The organism is Streptomyces sp. NPDC031121, from assembly GCF_055570615.1.
Window position 1 is genome coordinate 88,901 of the sequence record NZ_JBVIGV010000004.1, and the last position, 18,081, is coordinate 106,981.

Sequence of the window (18,081 nt, forward strand, 5' to 3'; positions counted from 1 at the left end):
GCCCCGTCCCCCTCCGTCTTCCCGCGCCCCGCCACCCCACCCTCTGGGTCCCCACCACACCCCCCCCCCCCCCCCCCCCCCCTTCCCCCCCGGGTTCCCCCCCCCCCCCCCCCCCCCCCCCCCCCCCGGCCGGGAAAGCCCCGAGGAGGAGCTGTCACGCCGCTCTGCGGCGTCGGCACAGTCTGGGTCGGCCGGCAGGAACTTGGCGAGAGTTGCATACCGTTGCAACCCTCTGGGGCGTGAGCCGTCCACCGGGGTGCGACAGGGGCGGCCGGGGGCTGCCGCGGCGTGCGCGGAGGACCCGGACGGGCCCGCCCGGGGGGCTCGCGCACGTTCTGGCACGTCCTGTTCCGCACGGGGAGGTTCCGGTGGCCGACACCGCTGGCAGCACGGTCGATGTGGCGCGCATCTCGGCCATGGACCCGCGGGACGCGACGCGCCTGCTGAAGGGCGTACGGGCGGCCGCGCTGGCCGGCGAGCGGCCTCCTGCCGAGCCGCGCCCGGAGATCGCCGCGTCGTGGCGGCGGATGCTGGCGTCGGGGGTGCACCCGGACCGGGACGCGCGGTCGCGGCTGCTGTCGGCGGCGGAGACCGAGGAGCGCCGGCAGGGCTCGCCGCTGCGGGAGGTGCTGCCGGTGCTGCGGGAGGGGCTGCTGCCGACGCTGGACACCGCCCTGCACATCATGGTCGTCGCCGACTCCGACGGGCGGCTGCTGTGGCGGGAGGGCGCGGCCCCGGTGCTGCGGGCGGCGGACCGGCTGGGCTTCGGGGTGGGGGCGGACTGGGCCGAGGCGGTCGTCGGCACGAACGGGGTGGGGACGGCGCTGGTGGCGCGGCGGCCGGTGCAGGTGTTCTCGGCGGAGCACTTCGTCTCCAGCCACCACGCGTGGACGTGCGCCGGGGCGCCGCTGCACGACCCGCGGGACGGGCGGCTGCTCGGCGTGGTCGACGTGAGCGGGCCGCTGGCGACGATGCACCCCGCGACGCTGGCCTGGGTGAGCGCGGTGGCCCGGCTCGCGGAGCGGGAGCTGCGGGTCCGGCACCTGGAGTCCCTGGAGCGGCTGCGGGCGGTGGCGGCGCCGCTGCTGGCCCGGCTGCCCGGGCGGGCGGTGGCGGTGGACCCGCACGGCTGGACCGCGGCGGTGACGGGGCCGGCGCCGGCGGAGCGGATCGCGCTGCCGAAGGGCTTCGGGGCGGGGCAGGCGTGGGTGCCGCAGCTGGGGCAGTGCGCGGTGGAGCCGCTGCCGGGCGGCTGGCTGCTGCGCGTCGCGGAGGCGCCCGCGGCGGGGGCCGGGGCGAGCCGGGTGGTGCTGGACCTCAGCCGGCCGCGGTCCTGGACGGCGACGGTGTACGGGGCGTCCGGCAGCTGGTCGCTGGACCTGACACCGCGCCACGCGGAGCTGCTGTTCCTGCTGGCGGAGAGCCCGCGGGGCAGGTCGGCGGCCGAGCTGGCGCAGGAGCTGTTCGGCGATCCGACGCGGACGGTGACGGTGCGGGCGGAGCTGTCGCGGATGCGGCGGCACCTGGCGGGGGTGCTGGCGCACCGGCCGTACCGGTTCGCGGAGGGCGTGGAGGTGGAGCTGGTGCGGCCCTCGGACCCCGCGGGACTGCTGCCGCACTCCGCGGCGCCGGCCGTGGCCCGGGCCCGCCTGGGCCCGGCGGCGCCGGGCATGGTTCCCTGACGTGCATGAGCACCATCACACTGACCACCTGGTCCCTGGAGATGACCTCCCCGGACGACCTCTCGCCCTCCGCCGTCCCGGGATCCGAGATAGCCGTCCGACGGGCGGAAGTCCCCTCGCCGGAGTTCAGCCGCTTCCTTTACACGGCGGTCGGCGGTGACATCCACTGGACGGACCGGCTGTCGATGACCCGCGCCGCGTGGTCGGAGCACCTGGGGCGGCCGGGCGTGGAGACCTGGGTGGCGTACGAGCGGGGGACGCCGGCCGGGTACGTGGAGCTGGACCCGCAGGACGACGGCGTGGTCGAGATCATGTACTTCGGGCTGCTGCCGGACTTCCGGGGCCGCCGCATCGGCGGGCACCTGCTCTCCGTGGGCGTGGCCGCCGCATGGTCGCTGGCCGAGCGCTGGCCGGACCGCGAGCCGACGCGCCGGGTGTGGGTGCACACGTGCAGCCAGGACGGGCCGACGGCCATGGACAACTACCTGCGGCGCGGGTTCAGGGTCTTCCGGACCGAGACGGAGGAGAAGGAGTACGCCCCGACGCCCGGCTCCTGGCCCGGGGCGTAGCACGCCGGGCGAAGCCGCCGTCCGCACCGGCCCCGGACGGCGGCACCCGCACGGCCGGCGCGGCGCGCCCGACGCACCGGCCACACGGGCCGGACGATCAGGCCCGCCGGAACCATGCGTCCCGCCCGTCACTCCCGCACGTGACCGCCGTCACGTCGTCCCGCGATGCGAGACCACTTCGTCCGCATCATGGACAGTGGTGGACTCCTCCAATCGCCGCATGACACGCTTCGGCCATGAATGGAGCTGGAACAGCCTTGGTGAGTCGGCGGCACGTCGACCTCGGCCGCATGTCCAGCGCCATCTGTCCGGCGAGCTGACGGAACCAGCCGACGCCGCACAGCGCGCACCGCACAGCGTCGTCGCGGTCGCGCCGCACACCGCCAGTCCCCTGAAGGCCCGACACCGCCCCGCACCCCGGCACAACCGGCGCGGGGCGGCGATCAGCCGCACCTGCTCAGTGTAGGCAACGTCACGGGGGCCGCGCCGCCGACTCCCCATGCCCTTTGCACCGAGCCGCCGAAGAAGGACGTACCGCCATGGCCGCCACCCCCGCAACACCCGCAGCCGCGCGCCGCAAGCCCGGCCGTCACCGCGGCGAGGGCCAGTGGGCCGTTGGACACCACACCCCCCTCAACGGCAACGAGCAGTTCAAGAAGGACGACGACGGTCTCAACGTGCGGACACGCATTGAGACGATCTACTCGAAGACCGGGTTCGACTCGATCGACCCCAACGACCTTCGCGGCCGCATGCGCTGGTGGGGCCTCTACACCCAGCGCAAGCCCGGGATCGACGGCGGCAAGACCGCGATCCTGGAACCGGAGGAGCTGGACGACAAGTTCTTCATGCTGCGCGTCCGCATCGACGGCGGCCGGCTGACCACCGAGCAGCTCCGCGTGATCGGCGAGATCTCCGAGGAGTTCGCCCGCGGCACCGCCGACCTCACCGACCGTCAGAACGTGCAGTACCACTGGATCCGCATCGAGGACGTACCGGAGATCTGGCGCCGCCTGGAGGCGGTCGGCCTGTCCACCACCGAGGCCTGCGGTGACACGCCCCGCGTCATCCTCGGCTCCCCGGTCGCCGGCATCGCCGAGGACGAGATCGTCGACGGCACCCCCGCCATCGAGGAGATCCAGCGGCGCATCGTCGGCAACAAGGACTTCTCCAACCTGCCCCGCAAGTTCAAGTCCGCGATCTCCGGCTCGCCGCTCCTCGACGTGGCGCACGAGATCAACGACGTCGCGTTCGTCGGAGTGCACCACCCCGAGCGCGGCCCCGGCTTCGACGTGTGGGTCGGCGGCGGCCTGTCCACCAACCCCAAGCTCGGCGTCCGCCTCGGCGCCTGGGTCTCCCTCGACGAGGTCCCGGACGTCTACGAGGGCGTCATCTCCATCTTCCGCGACTACGGCTACCGCCGGCTGCGCAACCGCGCCCGCCTGAAGTTCCTCGTCGCCGACTGGGGCGCGGAGAAGTTCCGCCGCGTCCTGGAGGACGAGTACCTGAAGCGCAAGCTGACCGACGGCCCCGCCCCGCAGGAGCCCGCCGGCCGGTGGCGCGACCACATGGGCGTGCACCGCCAGAAGGACGGACGCTTCTACATCGGCTTCGCCCCGCGCGTGGGCCGCGTCGACGGCGCCACCCTCACCAAGATCGCCGAGGTCGCCGAGCAGCACGGCTCGGGCCGGCTGCGCACCACCGCCGACCAGAAGATGATCCTGCTGGACATCGAGGAGGACCGGGTCGACTCGGCGGCCTCCGCTCTCGAGGCGCTCGACCTCCAGGTCACGCCCTCGCCGTTCCGGCGCGGCACGATGGCCTGCACCGGCATCGAGTTCTGCAAGCTCGCCATCGTCGAGACGAAGGCGCGCGGCGCCTCCCTGATCGACGAGCTGGAGCGCCGCCTGCCGGACTTCGACGAGCCGCTCACCATCAACATCAACGGCTGCCCCAACGCCTGCGCCCGCATCCAGGTCGCCGACATCGGCCTCAAGGGCCAGCTCGTCCTGGACGACGACGGCAACCAGGTCGAGGGCTACCAGGTCCACCTCGGCGGCGCCCTCGGCCTGCAGGCCGGCTTCGGCCGCAAGGTCCGCGGCCTGAAGGTCACCAAGGACGGACTGCCCGACTACGTCGAGCGGGTCGTCCGGCGCTTCCAGGAGCAGCGCGAGGACGGCGAGCGCTTCGCGACCTGGGTGGGGCGCGCGAGCGACGAGAGCCTGTCATGAGCGAGCGCGCCGCACCGTTCTTCTGCCCGTACTGCGGCGACGAGGACCTGTTCCCGAACGACCAAGGCCACGGCGCGTGGGAGTGCAGGTCCTGCAACCGGGCCTTCCAGCTGAAGTACCTCGGCCTGCTGTCCCGCGGGCTGCGGTCGCAACCCACGGGAGGGGAAGGGATATGACGGCCGACCAGGAGCCGCGCGCCGGACGCGACCTGAAGGCGCTCGCCGAGCAGGCCGGGCGGGACCTGGAGGACGCCTCCCCACTGGAGATCCTCCGCTGGGCCGCCGACACGTTCGGCCCGCGGTTCTGCGTGACGTCCTCCATGGAGGACGCCGTCGTCGCGCACCTCGCGTCCCGAGCGTTCCCCGGCGTGGACGTGGTCTTCCTCGACACCGGATACCACTTCGAGGAGACCATCGGCACCCGCGACGCCGTGGAGGCGGTGATGGACGTCAACGTCATCACCCTCACCCCCCGGCGGACGGTCGCCGAGCAGGACGCCGAGCACGGCCCGCGCCTGTACGAGCGCGACCCGGACCTGTGCTGCGCCCTGCGCAAGGTCAGGCCGCTGGAGGAGGGCCTGACGGCGTACGACGCGTGGGCGACCGGCCTGCGCCGCGACGAGTCCCCGACCCGGGCGGGCACCCCGGTGGTCGGCTGGGACGAGAGGCGGCGGAAGGTCAAGGTCTCCCCCATCGCGCGCTGGACGCAGGACGACGTGGACGCGTACGTCGCCGAGCACGGCGTGCTGACCAACCCCCTGCTGACGGACGGCTACACGTCCGTCGGCTGCGCCCCCTGCACCCGCCGCACCGCGGAGGGCGAGGACGCGCGGGCCGGCCGCTGGGCCGGCCGGGCCAAGACCGAGTGCGGACTGCACGGCTGATGACGGCGCAGACGACCCACGCACCGCAGACGACGCAGACGACGCAGACGACGCAGACGACGACGGAACCGGACGGGAAAGAGAACGGGATGAGCGTGACCGGCCAGGGAGCCACCGTGTGGCTGACCGGTCTGCCCAGCGCGGGCAAGACCACCATCGCCTACGCGCTCGCCGAGCGGCTGCGCGGCGAGGGCCACCGGGTGGAGGTCCTCGACGGCGACGAGATCCGCGAGTTCCTCTCCGCCGGCCTCGGCTTCGACCGCGCGGACCGCGACACCAACGTGCAGCGGATCGGCTTCGTCGCCGAACTCCTCGCGAGCAACGGCGTCAAGGCGCTGGTCCCCGTCATCGCCCCGTACGCCGACAGCCGCGAGGCCGTGCAGAAGCGCCACGCCGGCGCCGGTACCGCCTACCTGGAAGTGCACGTGGCCACCCCGGTCGAGGTGTGCTCCGTACGGGACGTGAAGGGCCTGTACGCCAAGCAGGCCGCGGGCGAGATCTCCGGGCTGACCGGCGTCGACGACCCGTACGAGGCCCCGCAGTCGCCGGACCTCCGCATCGAGTCGCACACCCAGTCCGTGCAGGAGTCGGCCGACGCCCTGTACGCGCTGCTCACCGAGAGGGGTCTGGCATGACCGCCACCGCCGCGCACCCGCACACCGAGTCGGACGCCGACGCGCCGTACGCGCTGTCGCACCTGGACTCCCTGGAGTCGGAGGCCGTGCACATCTTCCGCGAGGTGGCGGGCGAGTTCGAGAAGCCGGTGATCCTCTTCTCCGGCGGCAAGGACTCCATCGTCATGCTGCACCTGGCGCTGAAGGCGTTCGCGCCGGCGCCGGTGCCGTTCGCGCTGCTGCACGTCGACACCGGGCACAACTTCCCCGAGGTCATCGACTACCGCGACCGCACGGTCGCCGCGCACGGCCTGCGCCTCCACGTGGCGTCCGTGCAGGAGTACATCGACGCGGGGAAGCTGAAGGAGCGCCCGGACGGCACCCGCAACCCGCTGCAGACGGTCCCGCTGACGGACGCGATCCGGGAGCACCGCTTCGACGCCGTGTTCGGCGGCGGGCGCCGCGACGAGGAGAAGGCCCGCGCGAAGGAGCGGGTGTTCTCCCTGCGCGACGAGTTCTCCCAGTGGGACCCCCGCCGGCAGCGGCCGGAGCTGTGGCAGCTCTACAACGGCCGGCACGCCCCCGGCGAGCACGTCCGCGTGTTCCCGCTGTCCAACTGGACCGAGCTGGACGTGTGGCAGTACATCGCCCGCGAGGGCATCGAGCTGCCGGAGATCTACTTCGCGCACGAGCGCGAGGTGTTCGCCCGCAACGGCATGTGGCTGACGGCGGGCGGCTGGGGCGGCCCGAAGGACGGCGAGGCGGTGGAGAAGCGGCTGGTCCGCTACCGCACCGTCGGCGACATGTCCTGCACCGGCGCCGTCGACTCCGACGCCGACACGCTCGACGCGGTGATCGCCGAGATCGCCGTCTCCCGCCTCACCGAGCGGGGCGCGACCCGGGCCGACGACAAGCTCTCCGAGGCCGCGATGGAAGACCGCAAGCGCGAAGGGTACTTCTAGCCATGACCAGCACCACCGAGCAGCTCAGCGCGACGACGCTGCTGCGCTTCGCGACCGCGGGCTCCGTCGACGACGGCAAGTCCACCCTGGTCGGCCGCCTGCTGCACGACTCCAAGTCGGTCCTGGAGGACCAGCTGGAGGCCGTCGAGCGCGTGTCCGCCGACCGCGGGCAGGACACGCCCGACCTGGCGCTGCTGACCGACGGCCTGCGGGCCGAGCGGGAGCAGGGCATCACCATCGACGTGGCCTACCGCTACTTCGCGACCGCCCGGCGCCGGTTCATCCTGGCCGACACCCCCGGGCACGTGCAGTACACGCGGAACATGGTCACCGGCGCCTCGACCGCCGAGCTGGCCGTGGTCCTCGTCGACGCCCGCAACGGCGTCGTCGAGCAGACCCGCCGCCACGCCGCGGTCGCGGCCCTGCTGCGCGTCCCGCACGTGGTCCTGGCCGTGAACAAGATGGACCTCGTCGGCTACGAGGAGTCCGTCTTCGCGGCGATCGCCGAGGAGTTCACCGCGTACGCCTCCGAGCTGGGCGTCCCGGAGGTCACCGCGATCCCGATCTCCGCGCTGGCCGGGGACAACGTGGTGGAGCCGTCCGCCCACATGGACTGGTACGGCGGCCCGACGGTCCTGGAGCACCTGGAGACGGTCCCGGTCAGCCACGACCTGACCGCCTGCCCGGCGCGGTTCCCCGTCCAGTACGTGATCCGCCCGCAGACCGCCGAGCACCCCGACTACCGCGGCTACGCCGGCCAGATCGCCTCCGGCGTGCTGCGCGTCGGCGAGCCGGTGACGGTCCTGCCGTCGGGGCGGACGTCGGTCATCGAGGGCATCGACGCGCTCGGCGGGAGCGTCGACATCGCGTGGGCACCGCAGTCGGTGACGGTCCGCCTGAAGGACGACATCGACATCTCGCGCGGCGACCTGATCGCCCCGACCGCGACGGCCCCGGCGACCACGCAGGACGTCGAGGCGACCGTGTGCCACGTCGCGGACCAGCCGCTGGAGGTGGGCGCGCGGGTGCTGCTGAAGCACACCACCCGCACCGTGAAGGCGATCGTCAAGGAGATCCCCTCCCGCCTGGCCCTGGACGACCTGTCGCAGCACCCCGAGCCGGGGCGGCTCGTCGCCAACGACATCGGCCGCGTCGTCGTCCGCACGGCCGAGCCGCTCGCGCTCGACACGTACGCCGACTCGCGCCGGACGGGTTCGTTCCTGCTGATCGACCCGCAGGACGGCACCACCCTGGCGGCGGGCATGGCCGGCGAGTCCTTCGCCTCCCCCGCGGAGGCCGCCCCGGCCGCCGACGACGAGGGCTGGGACTTCTGACGTGCTCGGCGACATCTACTCGACCTTCGCGAAGGAGGGCGGCCGCGTGGGCAGCGGCGCCCTCGGCAGCGGCCAGGGAGGAGTGGCGCGATGTGCGCGATGACGTACGCGCACTGCCTGCGCGCCCCCTCCCCGCGTGACCGCCGCGAGCCCGACCCGGCCTCGCTCCACAGACGAAGACGTACGTCCTGAGACGACGTCACGAGAGGAAGCCCTCCCGTGCCTGCCACCACCCGCGCCACCGCCCGCAAGGCCCTGCGCCGCGGCCTCGCCGCCGCCTCCGCGCTGCCGCTGCTGATCGGCGCGCTCGCCTCCTGCGGCTACGGCTCCCAGGCCGAGGCCCCCGACGACCGGAAGGCGGGCGCCGCATCGGGATCCGGCGCGGCGCTGTCCGCCGCCGAGGTCCGCATCGGCTACTTCCCGAACCTGACGCACGCCACCGCGCTGGTCGGCCTCCAGGAGGGCCTGATCGCGAAGGAGCTCGGCGGCACGAAGCTCAAGGCCCAGGCGTTCAACGCGGGCCCGTCCGAGATCGAGGCGCTCAACGGCGGCTCCCTCGACATCGGGTTCATCGGCCCCTCGCCGTCGATCAACGGCTACGTCAAGTCCAAGGGGCAGAACCTGCGGATCGTCTCCGGCTCCGCCTCGGGCGGCGTGAAGCTCGTCGTGAACCCCGACCGGATCAAGACGCTCGACGACCTCAAGGGCAAGCGGATCGCCACCCCGCAGAAGGGGAACACGCAGGACGTCGCGTTCCTCAACTGGATCTCGGAGAAGGGCTGGAAGGTCGACCCGGAGTCCGGCAAGGGCGACGTGTCCGTCGTCCGCACCGACAACAAGGTGACTCCGGACGCCTTCAGGCAGGGCTCGATCGACGGCGCCTGGGTGCCCGAGCCGACCGCGTCCAAGCTGGTCTCCGACGGGGCGTCGGTCCTCCTCGACGAGACCGAGCTGTGGCCCGACAGGAAGTTCGTCATCACGAACGTGATCGTGTCGCAGAAGTTCCTCAAGGAGCACCCGGACGTCGTCGAGGCCGTGCTCAGGGGCACCGTCAGGACCAACGAGTGGATCAACGCCAACCCGGACAAGGCCAAGGCCTCCGCGAACGCGGCCCTGAAGGCGGAGACCGGCAGGGAACTGGACGCGAAGATCATCGACCCGGCGTGGAAGAGCATCCTCGCCACCGACGACCCGCTGGCCGGCACCCTCAAGGCGCAGGCCGAGGACGCCGTGGCGGCCGGGCTCATCCAGCAGCCCGAACTCGCCGGCATCTACGACCTGACGCTGCTGAACAAGGTCCTGAAGGAGTCAGGCAAGCCCGAGGTCTCCGACGCCGGCCTCGGCGCCAAGTAAGCCCGCAACGAACCCCCAGGAGGTGACGACCATGGCCACCACGCTTGCCACGGCCGCCGAGGGCGCCGTCGCGGCGGCCGCCCACGCCGCCCGGATCGAGCACGTCTCGAAGTCCTTCCCCGGCCCGGCCGGATCGCAGCTCGTGCTGGACGACATCAGCCTCGACGTCGCCCCCGGCGAATTCGTCACCATCCTGGGGGCCTCGGGCTGCGGCAAGTCCACCCTGCTCAACCTGGTCGCCGGCCTCGACCGGCCCACCTCCGGCAGCATCGAGACCGCCGGCCGGCCCGCCCTGATGTTCCAGGAGCACGCCCTCTTCCCCTGGCTGACCGCCGGGAAGAACATCGAACTCGCCCTGCGGCTGCGCGGCGTCCCCAGGTCCGACCGCAAGACGGAGGCCGAGCGCCTGCTGGAGCTGGTCCGCCTCGGCGGGGCGTACGGCAAGCGCGTCCACGAGCTGTCCGGCGGCATGCGCCAGCGCGTCGCCATGGCCCGCGCCCTCGCCCAGGACAGCCGGCTCCTCCTCATGGACGAGCCGTTCGCCGCCCTGGACGCCATCACCCGGGACGTCCTGCACGGCGAGCTGACCCGCATCTGGGAGGAGACCAGCCTCTCCGTCCTCTTCGTCACCCACAACGTGCGCGAGGCCGTGCGCCTGGCCCAGCGGGTCGTCCTGCTCTCCTCCCGCCCCGGCCGGGTCGCGAAGGAGTGGACCGTCGGCATCCCGCAGCCGCGCCGCATCGAGGACGCGGACGTCGCGGAACTGTCCCTTGAGATCACCGAGCACCTGCGTGGGGAGATCCGCCGCCATGGCCAGCACTGACACGAAGGCGAAGGCGGACGACCTCGCCGGCCTCGAAGCCGGGCTCGACGCGCTCGACGCCGTCGAGATCCGCCGCACCCCCGTCCGCGAGGTCCTGTTCCGCAAGGTGCTCCCGCCGGTCCTGGCCGTCACGCTGGTCCTGGCCGTCTGGCAGGTCCTCGTCTCGGCGGGCATCACCGACGAGGCCAAGCTGCCGCCGCTGTCCGCGGTCGGCGACAGCCTGGCCGACATGTGGCTCAAGGGCACCCTGTTCGAGGTCATCTGGACCTCCGTCTCCCGCGGCCTGCTCGGCTTCCTGCTGGCCCTGGCCATCGGCACCCCGCTCGGCCTGCTCGTGGCCCGGGTGAGGTTCGTGCGCGCCGCGATCGGGCCGATCCTGTCGGGCCTGCAGTCCCTGCCGTCCGTGGCGTGGGTGCCGCCGGCCGTGCTGTGGTTCGGCCTGAACGACGCCATGATGTTCACCGTCATCCTGCTCGGCGCCGTCCCGTCCATCGCCAACGGGCTCGTCGCCGGCGTCGACCAGGTGCCGCCGCTGTTCCTGCGGGCCGGCCGCACCCTCGGCGCGACCGGGTTCAAGGGCGTGTGGCACGTGGTGATGCCCGCCGCGCTGCCGGGCTACCTCGCCGGCCTGAAGCAGGGCTGGGCGTTCTCCTGGCGCTCCCTGATGGCCGCGGAGATCATCGCCTCCTCCCCCGACCTCGGCCTCGGCCTCGGCCAGCTGCTGGAGAACGGCCGCAACAACATCGACCTGCCCGGCGTGTTCCTCGCGATCATCCTGATCCTGGTCGTCGGCATCGCGATCGACCTCCTGGTCTTCAGCCCGGTCGAGCGGTGGGTGCTCCGCAGCCGCGGCCTGCTGGCGCGGAGCTGACCGGCATGCCCCCCGCCCCCGCCCTCCTCGTCATCGCCCACGGCAGCCGCGACCCGCGGCACGCGGCGACCGTGCACGCCCTCACCCGGCGCGTACGGGCGCTGCGGCCCGGGCTGCGCGTGGAGACCGCCTTCCTGGACTTCAACGCCCCCCGCGTCGAGCAGGTGCTGTCCGCGCTGCACGCCGACGGCGTCCGCGACGTCGTCGCGCTGCCGCTGCTGCTCACCCGCGCCTTCCACGCGAAGGCCGACATCCCGGCGGTGCTGTCCGAGGCGCAGGCGCGGCTGCCCGGGCAGACGGTGCGCGTCGCCGACGTCCTCGGACCCTCCCCGCTGCTGACGGCCGCGCTGGAGCGCCGGCTCGCGGAGGCGGGGATCTCGGCCGCGGACCGGGCCACCACCGCAGTGGTGCTCGCGTCCGCCGGCTCCTCGGACCCGGAGGCGATCGCAGTGATCGCTGAAATCGCGCGGGAGTGGCGGCACACCGGTTGGTGCGCCGTGCGGCCTGCGTTCGCCTCCGCCTCCCTTCCCCGTACGGAGGACGCCGTACGGGCCCTGCGCGCCGAGGGGGTGCGGCGCGTCGCGGTGGCGCCGTACGTGATCGCCCCGGGGCGGCTGCCGGACCGGATCGCGGCCGGCGCCGCCGCAGCCGGCGCGGACGTCCTGGCCGGCGTGCTCGGCGCGGCCCCCGAACTGGCACGCCTGCTGCTGGCCCGCTACGACGGGGCGGCCGCCGCCGACCGCCGACCGCGCGCGCTGTCGGCGTAGGCCGCCGCACGCGGGAATTCCGGGGCGGCGCGTCGCCGCTGCCGCGTAGGGTGGGGCCGCGGGCCCGCGCGCGGGGCCGCAGGGTGGGGGGTTGTGGCAGAGCGGGCTATTGCAGCCCGTGGTGCGGGAGGTCCCCCGCATCGCGGTCTAGCGGCCCCGGCAGCCGGACCTGGCGCCGGGCCCCGCGGGTTCGAATCCCGTCGGCCCCCCACCCGCACTCCTTCGCCTTCACCCGCGGGCGGCGGCCTCGTCGGCCAGGGCCGTCAGGTCGGCGATCGACATCGAGCCGGGCGGGAGGCCTTCCCGGGCGAAGATGTTCGCCGCGTGCCGCAGCGTCTCGTTGACGGGCGTCGGCACGCCGTGGAGACGGCCCAGCAGGCACACCTCGCCGTTGAGGTAGTCCGCCTCGATCGTCCCCGTCCCCCGGTACAGGGACTGCCACGACGATCCGCCGCGCGGCGCGTCCGGCTGCCGGACCCGGCCCTCGCGGGCCTCCGCCTCCTCCGCGTCGGAGGCGTACGGGATGCCCGCCGCCAGGAGGGCCTCCCGCCCCTCGCGCCGGGCCCGCAGCACCAGGGCGGCCTTGGCCGGGTCGGGCTCGGGGCCGGTCGTGGCCTGGACGGCGTTGCCGAGGTTGCCCAGCAGCTTGGCGTACTTCCACCGCATCACGTCCGCGGTGACGGGCGCCCCGAACCCCGCCCGCTCCAGGTCGGCGGAGATCCGCCGGGCCCGCTCGTCCGCGCCGCCGGCGGCGAGCCCGAGGTGCAGGACGCCGGTCAGCGGCTCGCACAGGGCGCTGACGGCGCCCGGCTCGGTGAAGGTGGCGGGCAGCCACACGCACACCCCGTACACGCGGGCGAAGCGCCGCAGGGCGAGGCGCTCGCTCTCGACGCCGTTCTGCGCGCACAGCACGGGCAGCCGCTGCGCGGCGGTGCCGCCGCCGGCGACCTCGGCGGCGCCCCAGGTGTCGAGGGCGGCGATCGCGTCCTGCGTCTTGACGGAGAGCAGCAGGACGTCGTCGGGGCGCAGGGCGCCGAGTTCGGCGGGGCCGGTCACGACGGGCAGCCGGTGCACCCGGGCCCCGTCCGCCGTGGTGAGCCGCAGGCCGTCCGCCGCGAGGGCCTCCGCGTGCGCGCCGCGCGCGACGAGGACGACCTCGCTGCCCGCTTCCGCGAGCCGTCCGCCGATGGTCGCGCCGATGGCACCGGCGCCGATGATGAGGTAGCGCATGACGGGGAAGCCTGGCACATCCGCCGGGCGCCGTGCGACGCGGTCCCCGGATCCCGCGGTTCCGGACTTCCGGCGGCGGACGGGAGGTTGACGCCGCAACCATCCATGTCGGCTGTGCGGCAAGGGGAGTTCCCGGCGCGCCGGGCCCGGGCGGCCGCCGTACGCTGGAAGTGCACGTGCGGCGCGGGGAGCCCCCGCCGGTGTGCGACCGGACCGTCCGCCTCGGGGCTGCGTCTTCTTCCCGGCAGGGTCCGGCAGGGCTTCCCACGTCCGAACTCCCCGTGCGAAGGGAGCCCGACGATGGCTGCCACGAACCACGCACCCGCCCCTCCCCGGCCGATGCACCCGGAGTCGGGGGTCGCCGCAGGCTACGATCCCGGGTTCCTGGCGGTGGCGGTGACGCCGCCGGAGCTGGACCCGTCGATCAAGGACGACGCGGTCCTGCTGGACGGCTCCGAGGTCGTCCCGTACACCCACTTCTCGCTGGCGCTGAGCCGTTCACGGCGGTTCGCGCGGTGGGTGGGGTGGAACATCGACGGCGGCAGCCTGAAGCGGCTGGACCGGCGCGGGATCCGCTTCCGCCTGGACCCGCGGCTGCCGGCGGCGGCGCAGGTGGACAACGATCTGTACCGGGATCGGGACGGCATGCCGAACCGGCTGGACCGCGGGCATGTGGCCCGCCGCGCCGACCTGGTGTGGGGGCCGCTGGAGGAGGCGCGGCAGGCGAACCGGGACTCGTTCTTCTACACCAACATCACGCCGCAGATGGACGACTTCAACCAGAGCCCGAGGGCCGGCGTCTGGGGCCGCCTGGAGGACGCGGTGTTCGAGGAGGTGGAGGTCGACGGACTGCGGGTGACCGCGTTCGGCGGGCCGGTGTTCCACGAGGACGACCGCCCCTTCCGCGGGGTGCGGATACCGCGCGAGTTCTGGAAGGTGCTCGCCTACTGCGACCGGGGCGCGCTGAAGGCGAAGGCGTTCCTGCTGACCCAGGACCTGGTGCTGACGGAGGCCCTCGACCTGGACGAGTTCCGGGTGTTCCAGGTCACGGTGGGCGAACTCCAGGACCGGACCGGGATCGGGTTCGGCGCGGCCCTGGCCGCCGCGGACAGCCTGGAGCTGCCGGAGTCGGCGGCGGTGCGGACCCCGCTGGAGGGCCTCGCCGACATCGACTGGAGCTGACCGGGCCCGACCGGCGGCGCGGATCAGCCGGACGCCGTCCCGGCGGAGGTCATCTCGACCAGCTTCACGACGGTGTTCCAGTTCCGGGTCGTCGCGTCGATGCCCTTGAGGAGGGCGGGCCGGGCGAGGGCCTCGGCGAGCTTGGAGCGCCCGAGCCCGTCGGGAGCGTACAGGTAGAGGACGCGGTCGCCGAGGCGGAACTCCTCGGGCAGGTGGGCCTCCCGGTCGATCCCGTCGAACCGGGAGGCGTCGGGCTGCTCCGACAGGAACACGGCGTGCAGCTGCCTGCCCTCCAGCTCCGCAGCCGGGAAGGGGCAGGCCTCTGCGACGGCGCGCAGCCGGGTGCCGTCGAGGACGAGGCAGGCCACCGCGAAGCCGAAGCGGGCCGCGAGGGCCCGCTCCAGCTCGCGGGCCAGTTCGCCGGGGTCGGTCCGCGCGCTGGTGAAGACCGCGTTCCCGCTCTGGAGGTAGGTGCGGACGCCGTCGTGGCCGAGTCCTTCGAGCACCTCGCGGAGTTCGGCCATGGGCACCTTGCGGCTGCCTCCGACGTTGACCCCGCGGAGCAGGGCGGCGTACCTCTTCGTCGTGGTCTTCGTCGTCCGGGTGGTCATCCCCGCACCATAGTCCCGATGAGGTCCGCGGCGCGCCGGGTGCCTCCTTCGGCGGCCATCTGCGCGCGGATCGCCTCGGCGCGGGCCGCGACCTCCGGGTCGGCGACGAGCGCGAGCACGGCCTCCCGCAGGGTGGCGGCGTCGGCCTCGTCCATCGGGACGTGCCGGGCGACGCCCAGCGACTGCAGCATGTCGGCGTTGCCGAACTGGTCGACGGCCTGCGGGACGGCGACCATGGGGGTCGCCGTGGCGAGGCCCTCCTGGCTGCCGCCCGCGCCGGCGTGGGTGATGAAGGCGTCGGCCTGCCGGAGGATGTCCAGCTGGGGCACCCAGCGGTGCACCTCGACGTTGGCGGGGATGTCGCCGAGGTCGGCGGGGTCGGTGAACCTGCCGATCTGGAGGACGACGTGCCAGTCGGGGAGGTCCCGGAAGGCCTCGATGCACTCCCGGTAGAAGCCGGGCTGCTTGGTGAACGCCGAGCCGAGCGACACGAGGAGCACCTTCCTGCCCGCGGCGGCCGCCGGGCGCTGCCAGGTGCCCTGGTCGGCGCGTTCGCCCTGGCAGGAGCCGACGAAGGTGTGGACGGCGGGGTCGACGCGGTCGGCGTGCGGCTGGAGGGCGCGCGGGATCAGGACGATGCTGCGGCGGGGCCGGCCGACGAACCGGTCGGGGTCCTCGTCGAAGCCGTTCTCGGCGAGCCAGGCGGAGAAGCGGGCGTAGTAGGCACGCCCGCGCTCGGAAGCGCGCAGCTCGGCGGTCATGGGGGCGGCCACCTCCTCCTCGTAGCCCTCCCAGGCGACGAGGTTCGGGGAGAGGGAGACGGCGGGGACGCCCCACCGGCGGGCGAGGACGGGCGCCGGGTAGGCGGTGATGTCGTGCAGGACCAGGTCGGGCTCGTCGCCTTCGAACGCGGCGGCGAGCTGGGGCAGGGCCTGGATCGCGTCGTCCAGGAAGGGCTCGACGTGGTCGATGAGCTCGGTGCCCCAGGCCTCGGGCTCGTCGTCGGTGGGGAGGGTGGAGGTCCACACGACGGGGGTGGCGCCGGTCTCGGCGACCTTCTCCGCGAAGGACGCGGGGACGGCGTAGCTGACGCGGTGGCCGCGTGCGACGAGCTCCCGGATCACCTCGATGCTGGGATTGACGTGCCCGTGGGCGGCGATGGAGAACATGGCGATGTGGGCGGGCTTCGCTGCGGTCATGCACCCCACCATAGCGAGACGAGACGTCTCGTTCAACTGTTGGGGCGCACGGCGCTCCCTGGCCGGGCGTGCGAGACTGGGCCGCCTGATCCGGCCGTACGGACGACGGCCGGCCGGGACGCGAGAAGGACGACGACACCGCATGGACGAGGCGCTGGCCCGGGACGTGTTGGAGGCGGCCGGGTTCACCGGGGGCGAGCCGGCCCTGCTGGCGCTCGGCGAGAACGCGGTCTTCCGCGCGGGCGACCTGGTGGTCAAGGTCGGCCGCGAGGCGGCCCTGCTGGAGCGGGCCGAGCGCGAACTCGCCGTGGCCGGCTGGCTGGAGCGGGCCGGGATCCCGGCCGTACGGGCGGCGGAGCCCGCGGCGCGGCTGGTCGCCGGCCACCCCGTCACGGTGTGGCACCGGCTGCCGGACGCGGACCGCCCGGCCGGCCCCGCCGACCTCGCGCGGCTGCTGCGGCAGCTCCACGCCCTGCCCGCGCCGCCCTTCGCGCTGCCCGGACGGGACCTGCTCGGCGGGGTCGAGCGGTGGCTGCGGCTCGCCGGGGACGCGGTCGACCCGGCGGACGCGGCCTACCTGCGGGCCCGCCGCGACGCGTACGCCGGCGAGGTGGCGGCGCTGACCCCCTGCCTGCCGCCGGGGCCGATCCACGGCGACGCCCTGCCGCGCAACGTGCACGCGGGCCCCGACGGCCCGGTCCTGGTCGACCTGGAGACCGTCTCCGCCGACCTGCGCGAGCACGACCTGGTCGTGATGGCCCTCTCCCGCGACCGGTACGGCCTCCCCGCGGCCGCCTACCGCGAGTTCACCGCCGCGTACGGGTGGGACGTACGCGACTGGGAGGGCTGCGCGGTCCTGCGCGGCGCCCGCGAGACGGCCAGTTGCGCATGGGTGGCCCAGCACGCCCCGGCCAACCCCCGCGCCCTGGCCGAGTTCCGCCACCGGGTGGCCTCCCTGCGGGACGGGGACACCGGCGCCCGCTGGCACGCCTTCTGATCCCGCGCCACCGGCGCCGCCGCGGGCCGGACCCCCGGCGTCAGGCCGGGGCGGGGACCGCGCCGCGCAGCGGCCAGGCCGGGTCGACCACCGCGTCCGGCGTGCCCTGGCGGCGCAGGTAGGACTGGAAGTCACGGGCCCAGCGCTCGTGCCAGGCGCCCTGCCGGGCGTGCAGCGCGTCCGGGCTGAGGGCGGCGACCTGCGGGTGCCGGGCGGCTATCGCCCGGGCCACCTGCACCGCCGCCAGCGCGTCGGCCCCGGCGTCGTGCGCACGGTCGAGCACGACCCCGTACACCGCGCAGGCGGCCTCCAGGGTCCGCTTGCCCCGGCGGTAGCGGTCCACCGCCCGGTCGATGGTGAGCGGGTCGACGACGGGCCCGGTCGCCGGGCCGCCGAGCCGCTCCGCCAGCGACGGCAGCCCGTACCTGGCCAGTTCGGCGGAGAGCAGGGTCAGGTCGAACGCGGCGTTGTAGGCGACGACGACGGCCCCCCGCCGCCAGTGGCCGACGAGGGCCTCGGCGACCTCCTCGGCGACCTCGCGCGCCGGGCGGCCCTCCGCGACGGCCCGCTCCGTGCTGATCCCGTGGATCGCCGCGGCCTGCTGCGGGATCGGTATGCCCGGGTCCGCGAGCCAGCAGCGCCGCCCGAGCACCTCGCCGGCCCGGACCTCGACGACCGCGGCCGTGACGATCCGGGACTCGCCGGGCTCCGTCCCGGTCGTCTCCAGGTCGAACCCGATCAGCACACCGCCGTGCCAGTCCCCCATGACGCGC

Annotated in this window: 19 protein-coding genes; 15 read left to right on the forward strand and 4 right to left on the reverse strand. The window is 74.3% G+C overall.

The window, feature by feature from the left end; all coding sequences use genetic code 11:
• The first annotated feature begins 416 nt into the window (after positions 1-416).
• The 13 genes from ACZ462_RS08480 to ACZ462_RS08540 all read left to right on the forward strand — a co-directional run bounded on the left by ACZ462_RS08480 (position 417) and on the right by ACZ462_RS08540 (position 12,089).
• The gene (locus ACZ462_RS08480; protein ID WP_467806767.1) at positions 417-1,682 is read left to right on the forward strand and encodes a GAF domain-containing protein; all 1,266 of its coding nucleotides are present in this window, start codon (positions 417-419) and stop codon (positions 1,680-1,682) included.
• Between the two features lie 5 nt (positions 1,683-1,687).
• Positions 1,688-2,251 carry a GNAT family N-acetyltransferase gene (locus ACZ462_RS08485; RefSeq protein ID WP_467806746.1) on the forward strand — a complete coding sequence of 188 codons (564 nt, stop codon included), beginning with the start codon at positions 1,688-1,690 and terminating at the stop codon, positions 2,249-2,251.
• A 236-nt stretch (positions 2,252-2,487) separates the two neighbouring features.
• Entirely contained in the window at positions 2,488-2,571 is an 84-nt protein-coding gene (locus ACZ462_RS08490; protein ID WP_312845914.1) for a putative leader peptide, read from the forward strand.
• 219 nt (positions 2,572-2,790) lie between these two features.
• Positions 2,791-4,482 carry a nitrite/sulfite reductase gene (locus tag ACZ462_RS08495; protein WP_467806745.1) on the forward strand — a complete coding sequence of 564 codons (1,692 nt, stop codon included), beginning with the start codon at positions 2,791-2,793 and terminating at the stop codon, positions 4,480-4,482.
• The gene (locus tag ACZ462_RS08500; RefSeq protein WP_467806744.1) at positions 4,479-4,658 is read left to right on the forward strand and encodes a hypothetical protein; all 180 of its coding nucleotides are present in this window, start codon (positions 4,479-4,481) and stop codon (positions 4,656-4,658) included. Before ACZ462_RS08495 ends, ACZ462_RS08500 begins: the two co-directional genes overlap by 4 nt.
• Entirely contained in the window at positions 4,655-5,365 is a 711-nt protein-coding gene (locus ACZ462_RS08505; protein ID WP_467806743.1) for a phosphoadenylyl-sulfate reductase, read from the forward strand. Before ACZ462_RS08500 ends, ACZ462_RS08505 begins: the two co-directional genes overlap by 4 nt.
• A gap of 89 nt (positions 5,366-5,454) precedes the next feature.
• Complete coding sequence (gene cysC / locus ACZ462_RS08510; protein WP_467806765.1) at positions 5,455-6,000, forward strand: adenylyl-sulfate kinase; 546 nt, start codon at positions 5,455-5,457, stop codon at positions 5,998-6,000.
• On the forward strand, positions 5,997-6,941 hold the full coding sequence (gene cysD, locus ACZ462_RS08515; RefSeq protein ID WP_467806742.1) for a sulfate adenylyltransferase subunit CysD: 945 nt from the start codon (positions 5,997-5,999) through the stop codon (positions 6,939-6,941). The genes cysC and cysD overlap by 4 nt, the downstream gene beginning before the upstream one ends.
• Before the next feature lie 2 nt (positions 6,942-6,943).
• On the forward strand, positions 6,944-8,275 hold the full coding sequence (locus ACZ462_RS08520; protein ID WP_467806740.1) for a sulfate adenylyltransferase subunit 1: 1,332 nt from the start codon (positions 6,944-6,946) through the stop codon (positions 8,273-8,275).
• A 219-nt stretch (positions 8,276-8,494) separates the two neighbouring features.
• Positions 8,495-9,628: an ABC transporter substrate-binding protein gene (locus ACZ462_RS08525; RefSeq protein WP_467806738.1), complete on the forward strand. Its 1,134-nt coding sequence runs from the start codon at positions 8,495-8,497 to the stop codon at positions 9,626-9,628.
• A 31-nt stretch (positions 9,629-9,659) separates the two neighbouring features.
• A complete protein-coding gene (locus ACZ462_RS08530) occupies positions 9,660-10,451 on the forward strand; it encodes an ABC transporter ATP-binding protein (protein WP_467806737.1) in 792 nt (263 codons plus the stop codon).
• A complete protein-coding gene (locus ACZ462_RS08535) occupies positions 10,438-11,322 on the forward strand; it encodes an ABC transporter permease (RefSeq protein WP_467806735.1) in 885 nt (294 codons plus the stop codon). The genes ACZ462_RS08530 and ACZ462_RS08535 overlap by 14 nt, the downstream gene beginning before the upstream one ends.
• 5 nt (positions 11,323-11,327) lie before the next feature.
• Entirely contained in the window at positions 11,328-12,089 is a 762-nt protein-coding gene (locus ACZ462_RS08540; protein WP_467806733.1) for a sirohydrochlorin chelatase, read from the forward strand.
• A gap of 228 nt (positions 12,090-12,317) precedes the next feature.
• Here the strand turns inward: ACZ462_RS08540 and ACZ462_RS08545 are convergent, their stop codons facing one another.
• On the reverse strand, positions 12,318-13,319 hold the full coding sequence (locus ACZ462_RS08545; RefSeq protein ID WP_467806732.1) for a ketopantoate reductase family protein: 1,002 nt from the start codon (positions 13,317-13,319) through the stop codon (positions 12,318-12,320).
• 300 nt (positions 13,320-13,619) lie between these two features.
• Here ACZ462_RS08545 and ACZ462_RS08550 point away from each other — a divergent pair, with 300 nt between their 5' ends.
• Positions 13,620-14,501, forward strand: a complete 882-nt coding sequence (locus ACZ462_RS08550) for a DNA/RNA non-specific endonuclease (protein WP_467806731.1) — start codon at positions 13,620-13,622, stop codon at positions 14,499-14,501.
• Between the two features lie 23 nt (positions 14,502-14,524).
• On the opposite strand, the gene ACZ462_RS08555 is transcribed toward ACZ462_RS08550, so the two are convergent.
• Positions 14,525-15,112: a DUF1697 domain-containing protein gene (locus ACZ462_RS08555; RefSeq protein ID WP_467806730.1), complete on the reverse strand. Its 588-nt coding sequence runs from the start codon at positions 15,110-15,112 to the stop codon at positions 14,525-14,527.
• Positions 15,109-16,323, reverse strand: coding sequence for a macrolide-inactivating glycosyltransferase (gene mgt, locus ACZ462_RS08560; RefSeq protein WP_467806729.1), 1,215 nt, complete (start codon positions 16,321-16,323; stop codon positions 15,109-15,111). Before mgt ends, ACZ462_RS08555 begins: the two co-directional genes overlap by 4 nt.
• 130 nt (positions 16,324-16,453) lie before the next feature.
• Here mgt and ACZ462_RS08565 point away from each other — a divergent pair, with 130 nt between their 5' ends.
• The gene (locus ACZ462_RS08565; RefSeq protein WP_467806727.1) at positions 16,454-17,308 is read left to right on the forward strand and encodes a phosphotransferase enzyme family protein; all 855 of its coding nucleotides are present in this window, start codon (positions 16,454-16,456) and stop codon (positions 17,306-17,308) included.
• Positions 17,309-17,348: 40 nt separating this feature from the next.
• Here the strand turns inward: ACZ462_RS08565 and ACZ462_RS08570 are convergent, their stop codons facing one another.
• Entirely contained in the window at positions 17,349-18,074 is a 726-nt protein-coding gene (locus ACZ462_RS08570; protein WP_467806726.1) for an exonuclease domain-containing protein, read from the reverse strand.
• Between the last annotated feature and the right edge of the window lie 7 nt (positions 18,075-18,081).

Bases quoted from the DNA above. Each gene is read 5' to 3' on its own strand.
- ACZ462_RS08530 (WP_467806737.1), top strand. From the start codon at position 9,660: ATGGCCACCACGCTTGCCACGGCCGCCGAGGGCGCCGTCGCGGCGGCC.
- cysC (WP_467806765.1), top strand. From the start codon at position 5,455: ATGAGCGTGACCGGCCAGGGAGCCACCGTGTGGCTGACCGGTCTGCCC.
- ACZ462_RS08500 (WP_467806744.1), top strand. From the start codon at position 4,479: ATGAGCGAGCGCGCCGCACCGTTCTTCTGCCCGTACTGCGGCGACGAG.
- mgt (WP_467806729.1), bottom strand. From the start codon at position 16,323: ATGGTGGGGTGCATGACCGCAGCGAAGCCCGCCCACATCGCCATGTTC.
- ACZ462_RS08545 (WP_467806732.1), bottom strand. From the start codon at position 13,319: ATGCGCTACCTCATCATCGGCGCCGGTGCCATCGGCGCGACCATCGGC.
- ACZ462_RS08550 (WP_467806731.1), top strand. From the start codon at position 13,620: ATGGCTGCCACGAACCACGCACCCGCCCCTCCCCGGCCGATGCACCCG.
- ACZ462_RS08485 (WP_467806746.1), top strand. From the start codon at position 1,688: ATGAGCACCATCACACTGACCACCTGGTCCCTGGAGATGACCTCCCCG.
- ACZ462_RS08565 (WP_467806727.1), top strand. From the start codon at position 16,454: ATGGACGAGGCGCTGGCCCGGGACGTGTTGGAGGCGGCCGGGTTCACC.
- cysD (WP_467806742.1), top strand. From the start codon at position 5,997: ATGACCGCCACCGCCGCGCACCCGCACACCGAGTCGGACGCCGACGCG.
- ACZ462_RS08505 (WP_467806743.1), top strand. From the start codon at position 4,655: ATGACGGCCGACCAGGAGCCGCGCGCCGGACGCGACCTGAAGGCGCTC.
- ACZ462_RS08520 (WP_467806740.1), top strand. From the start codon at position 6,944: ATGACCAGCACCACCGAGCAGCTCAGCGCGACGACGCTGCTGCGCTTC.
- ACZ462_RS08495 (WP_467806745.1), top strand. From the start codon at position 2,791: ATGGCCGCCACCCCCGCAACACCCGCAGCCGCGCGCCGCAAGCCCGGC.
- ACZ462_RS08490 (WP_312845914.1), top strand. From the start codon at position 2,488: ATGAATGGAGCTGGAACAGCCTTGGTGAGTCGGCGGCACGTCGACCTC.
- ACZ462_RS08555 (WP_467806730.1), bottom strand. From the start codon at position 15,112: ATGACCACCCGGACGACGAAGACCACGACGAAGAGGTACGCCGCCCTG.
- ACZ462_RS08535 (WP_467806735.1), top strand. From the start codon at position 10,438: ATGGCCAGCACTGACACGAAGGCGAAGGCGGACGACCTCGCCGGCCTC.
- ACZ462_RS08570 (WP_467806726.1), bottom strand. From the start codon at position 18,074: ATGGGGGACTGGCACGGCGGTGTGCTGATCGGGTTCGACCTGGAGACG.
- ACZ462_RS08540 (WP_467806733.1), top strand. From the start codon at position 11,328: ATGCCCCCCGCCCCCGCCCTCCTCGTCATCGCCCACGGCAGCCGCGAC.
- ACZ462_RS08480 (WP_467806767.1), top strand. From the start codon at position 417: ATGGACCCGCGGGACGCGACGCGCCTGCTGAAGGGCGTACGGGCGGCC.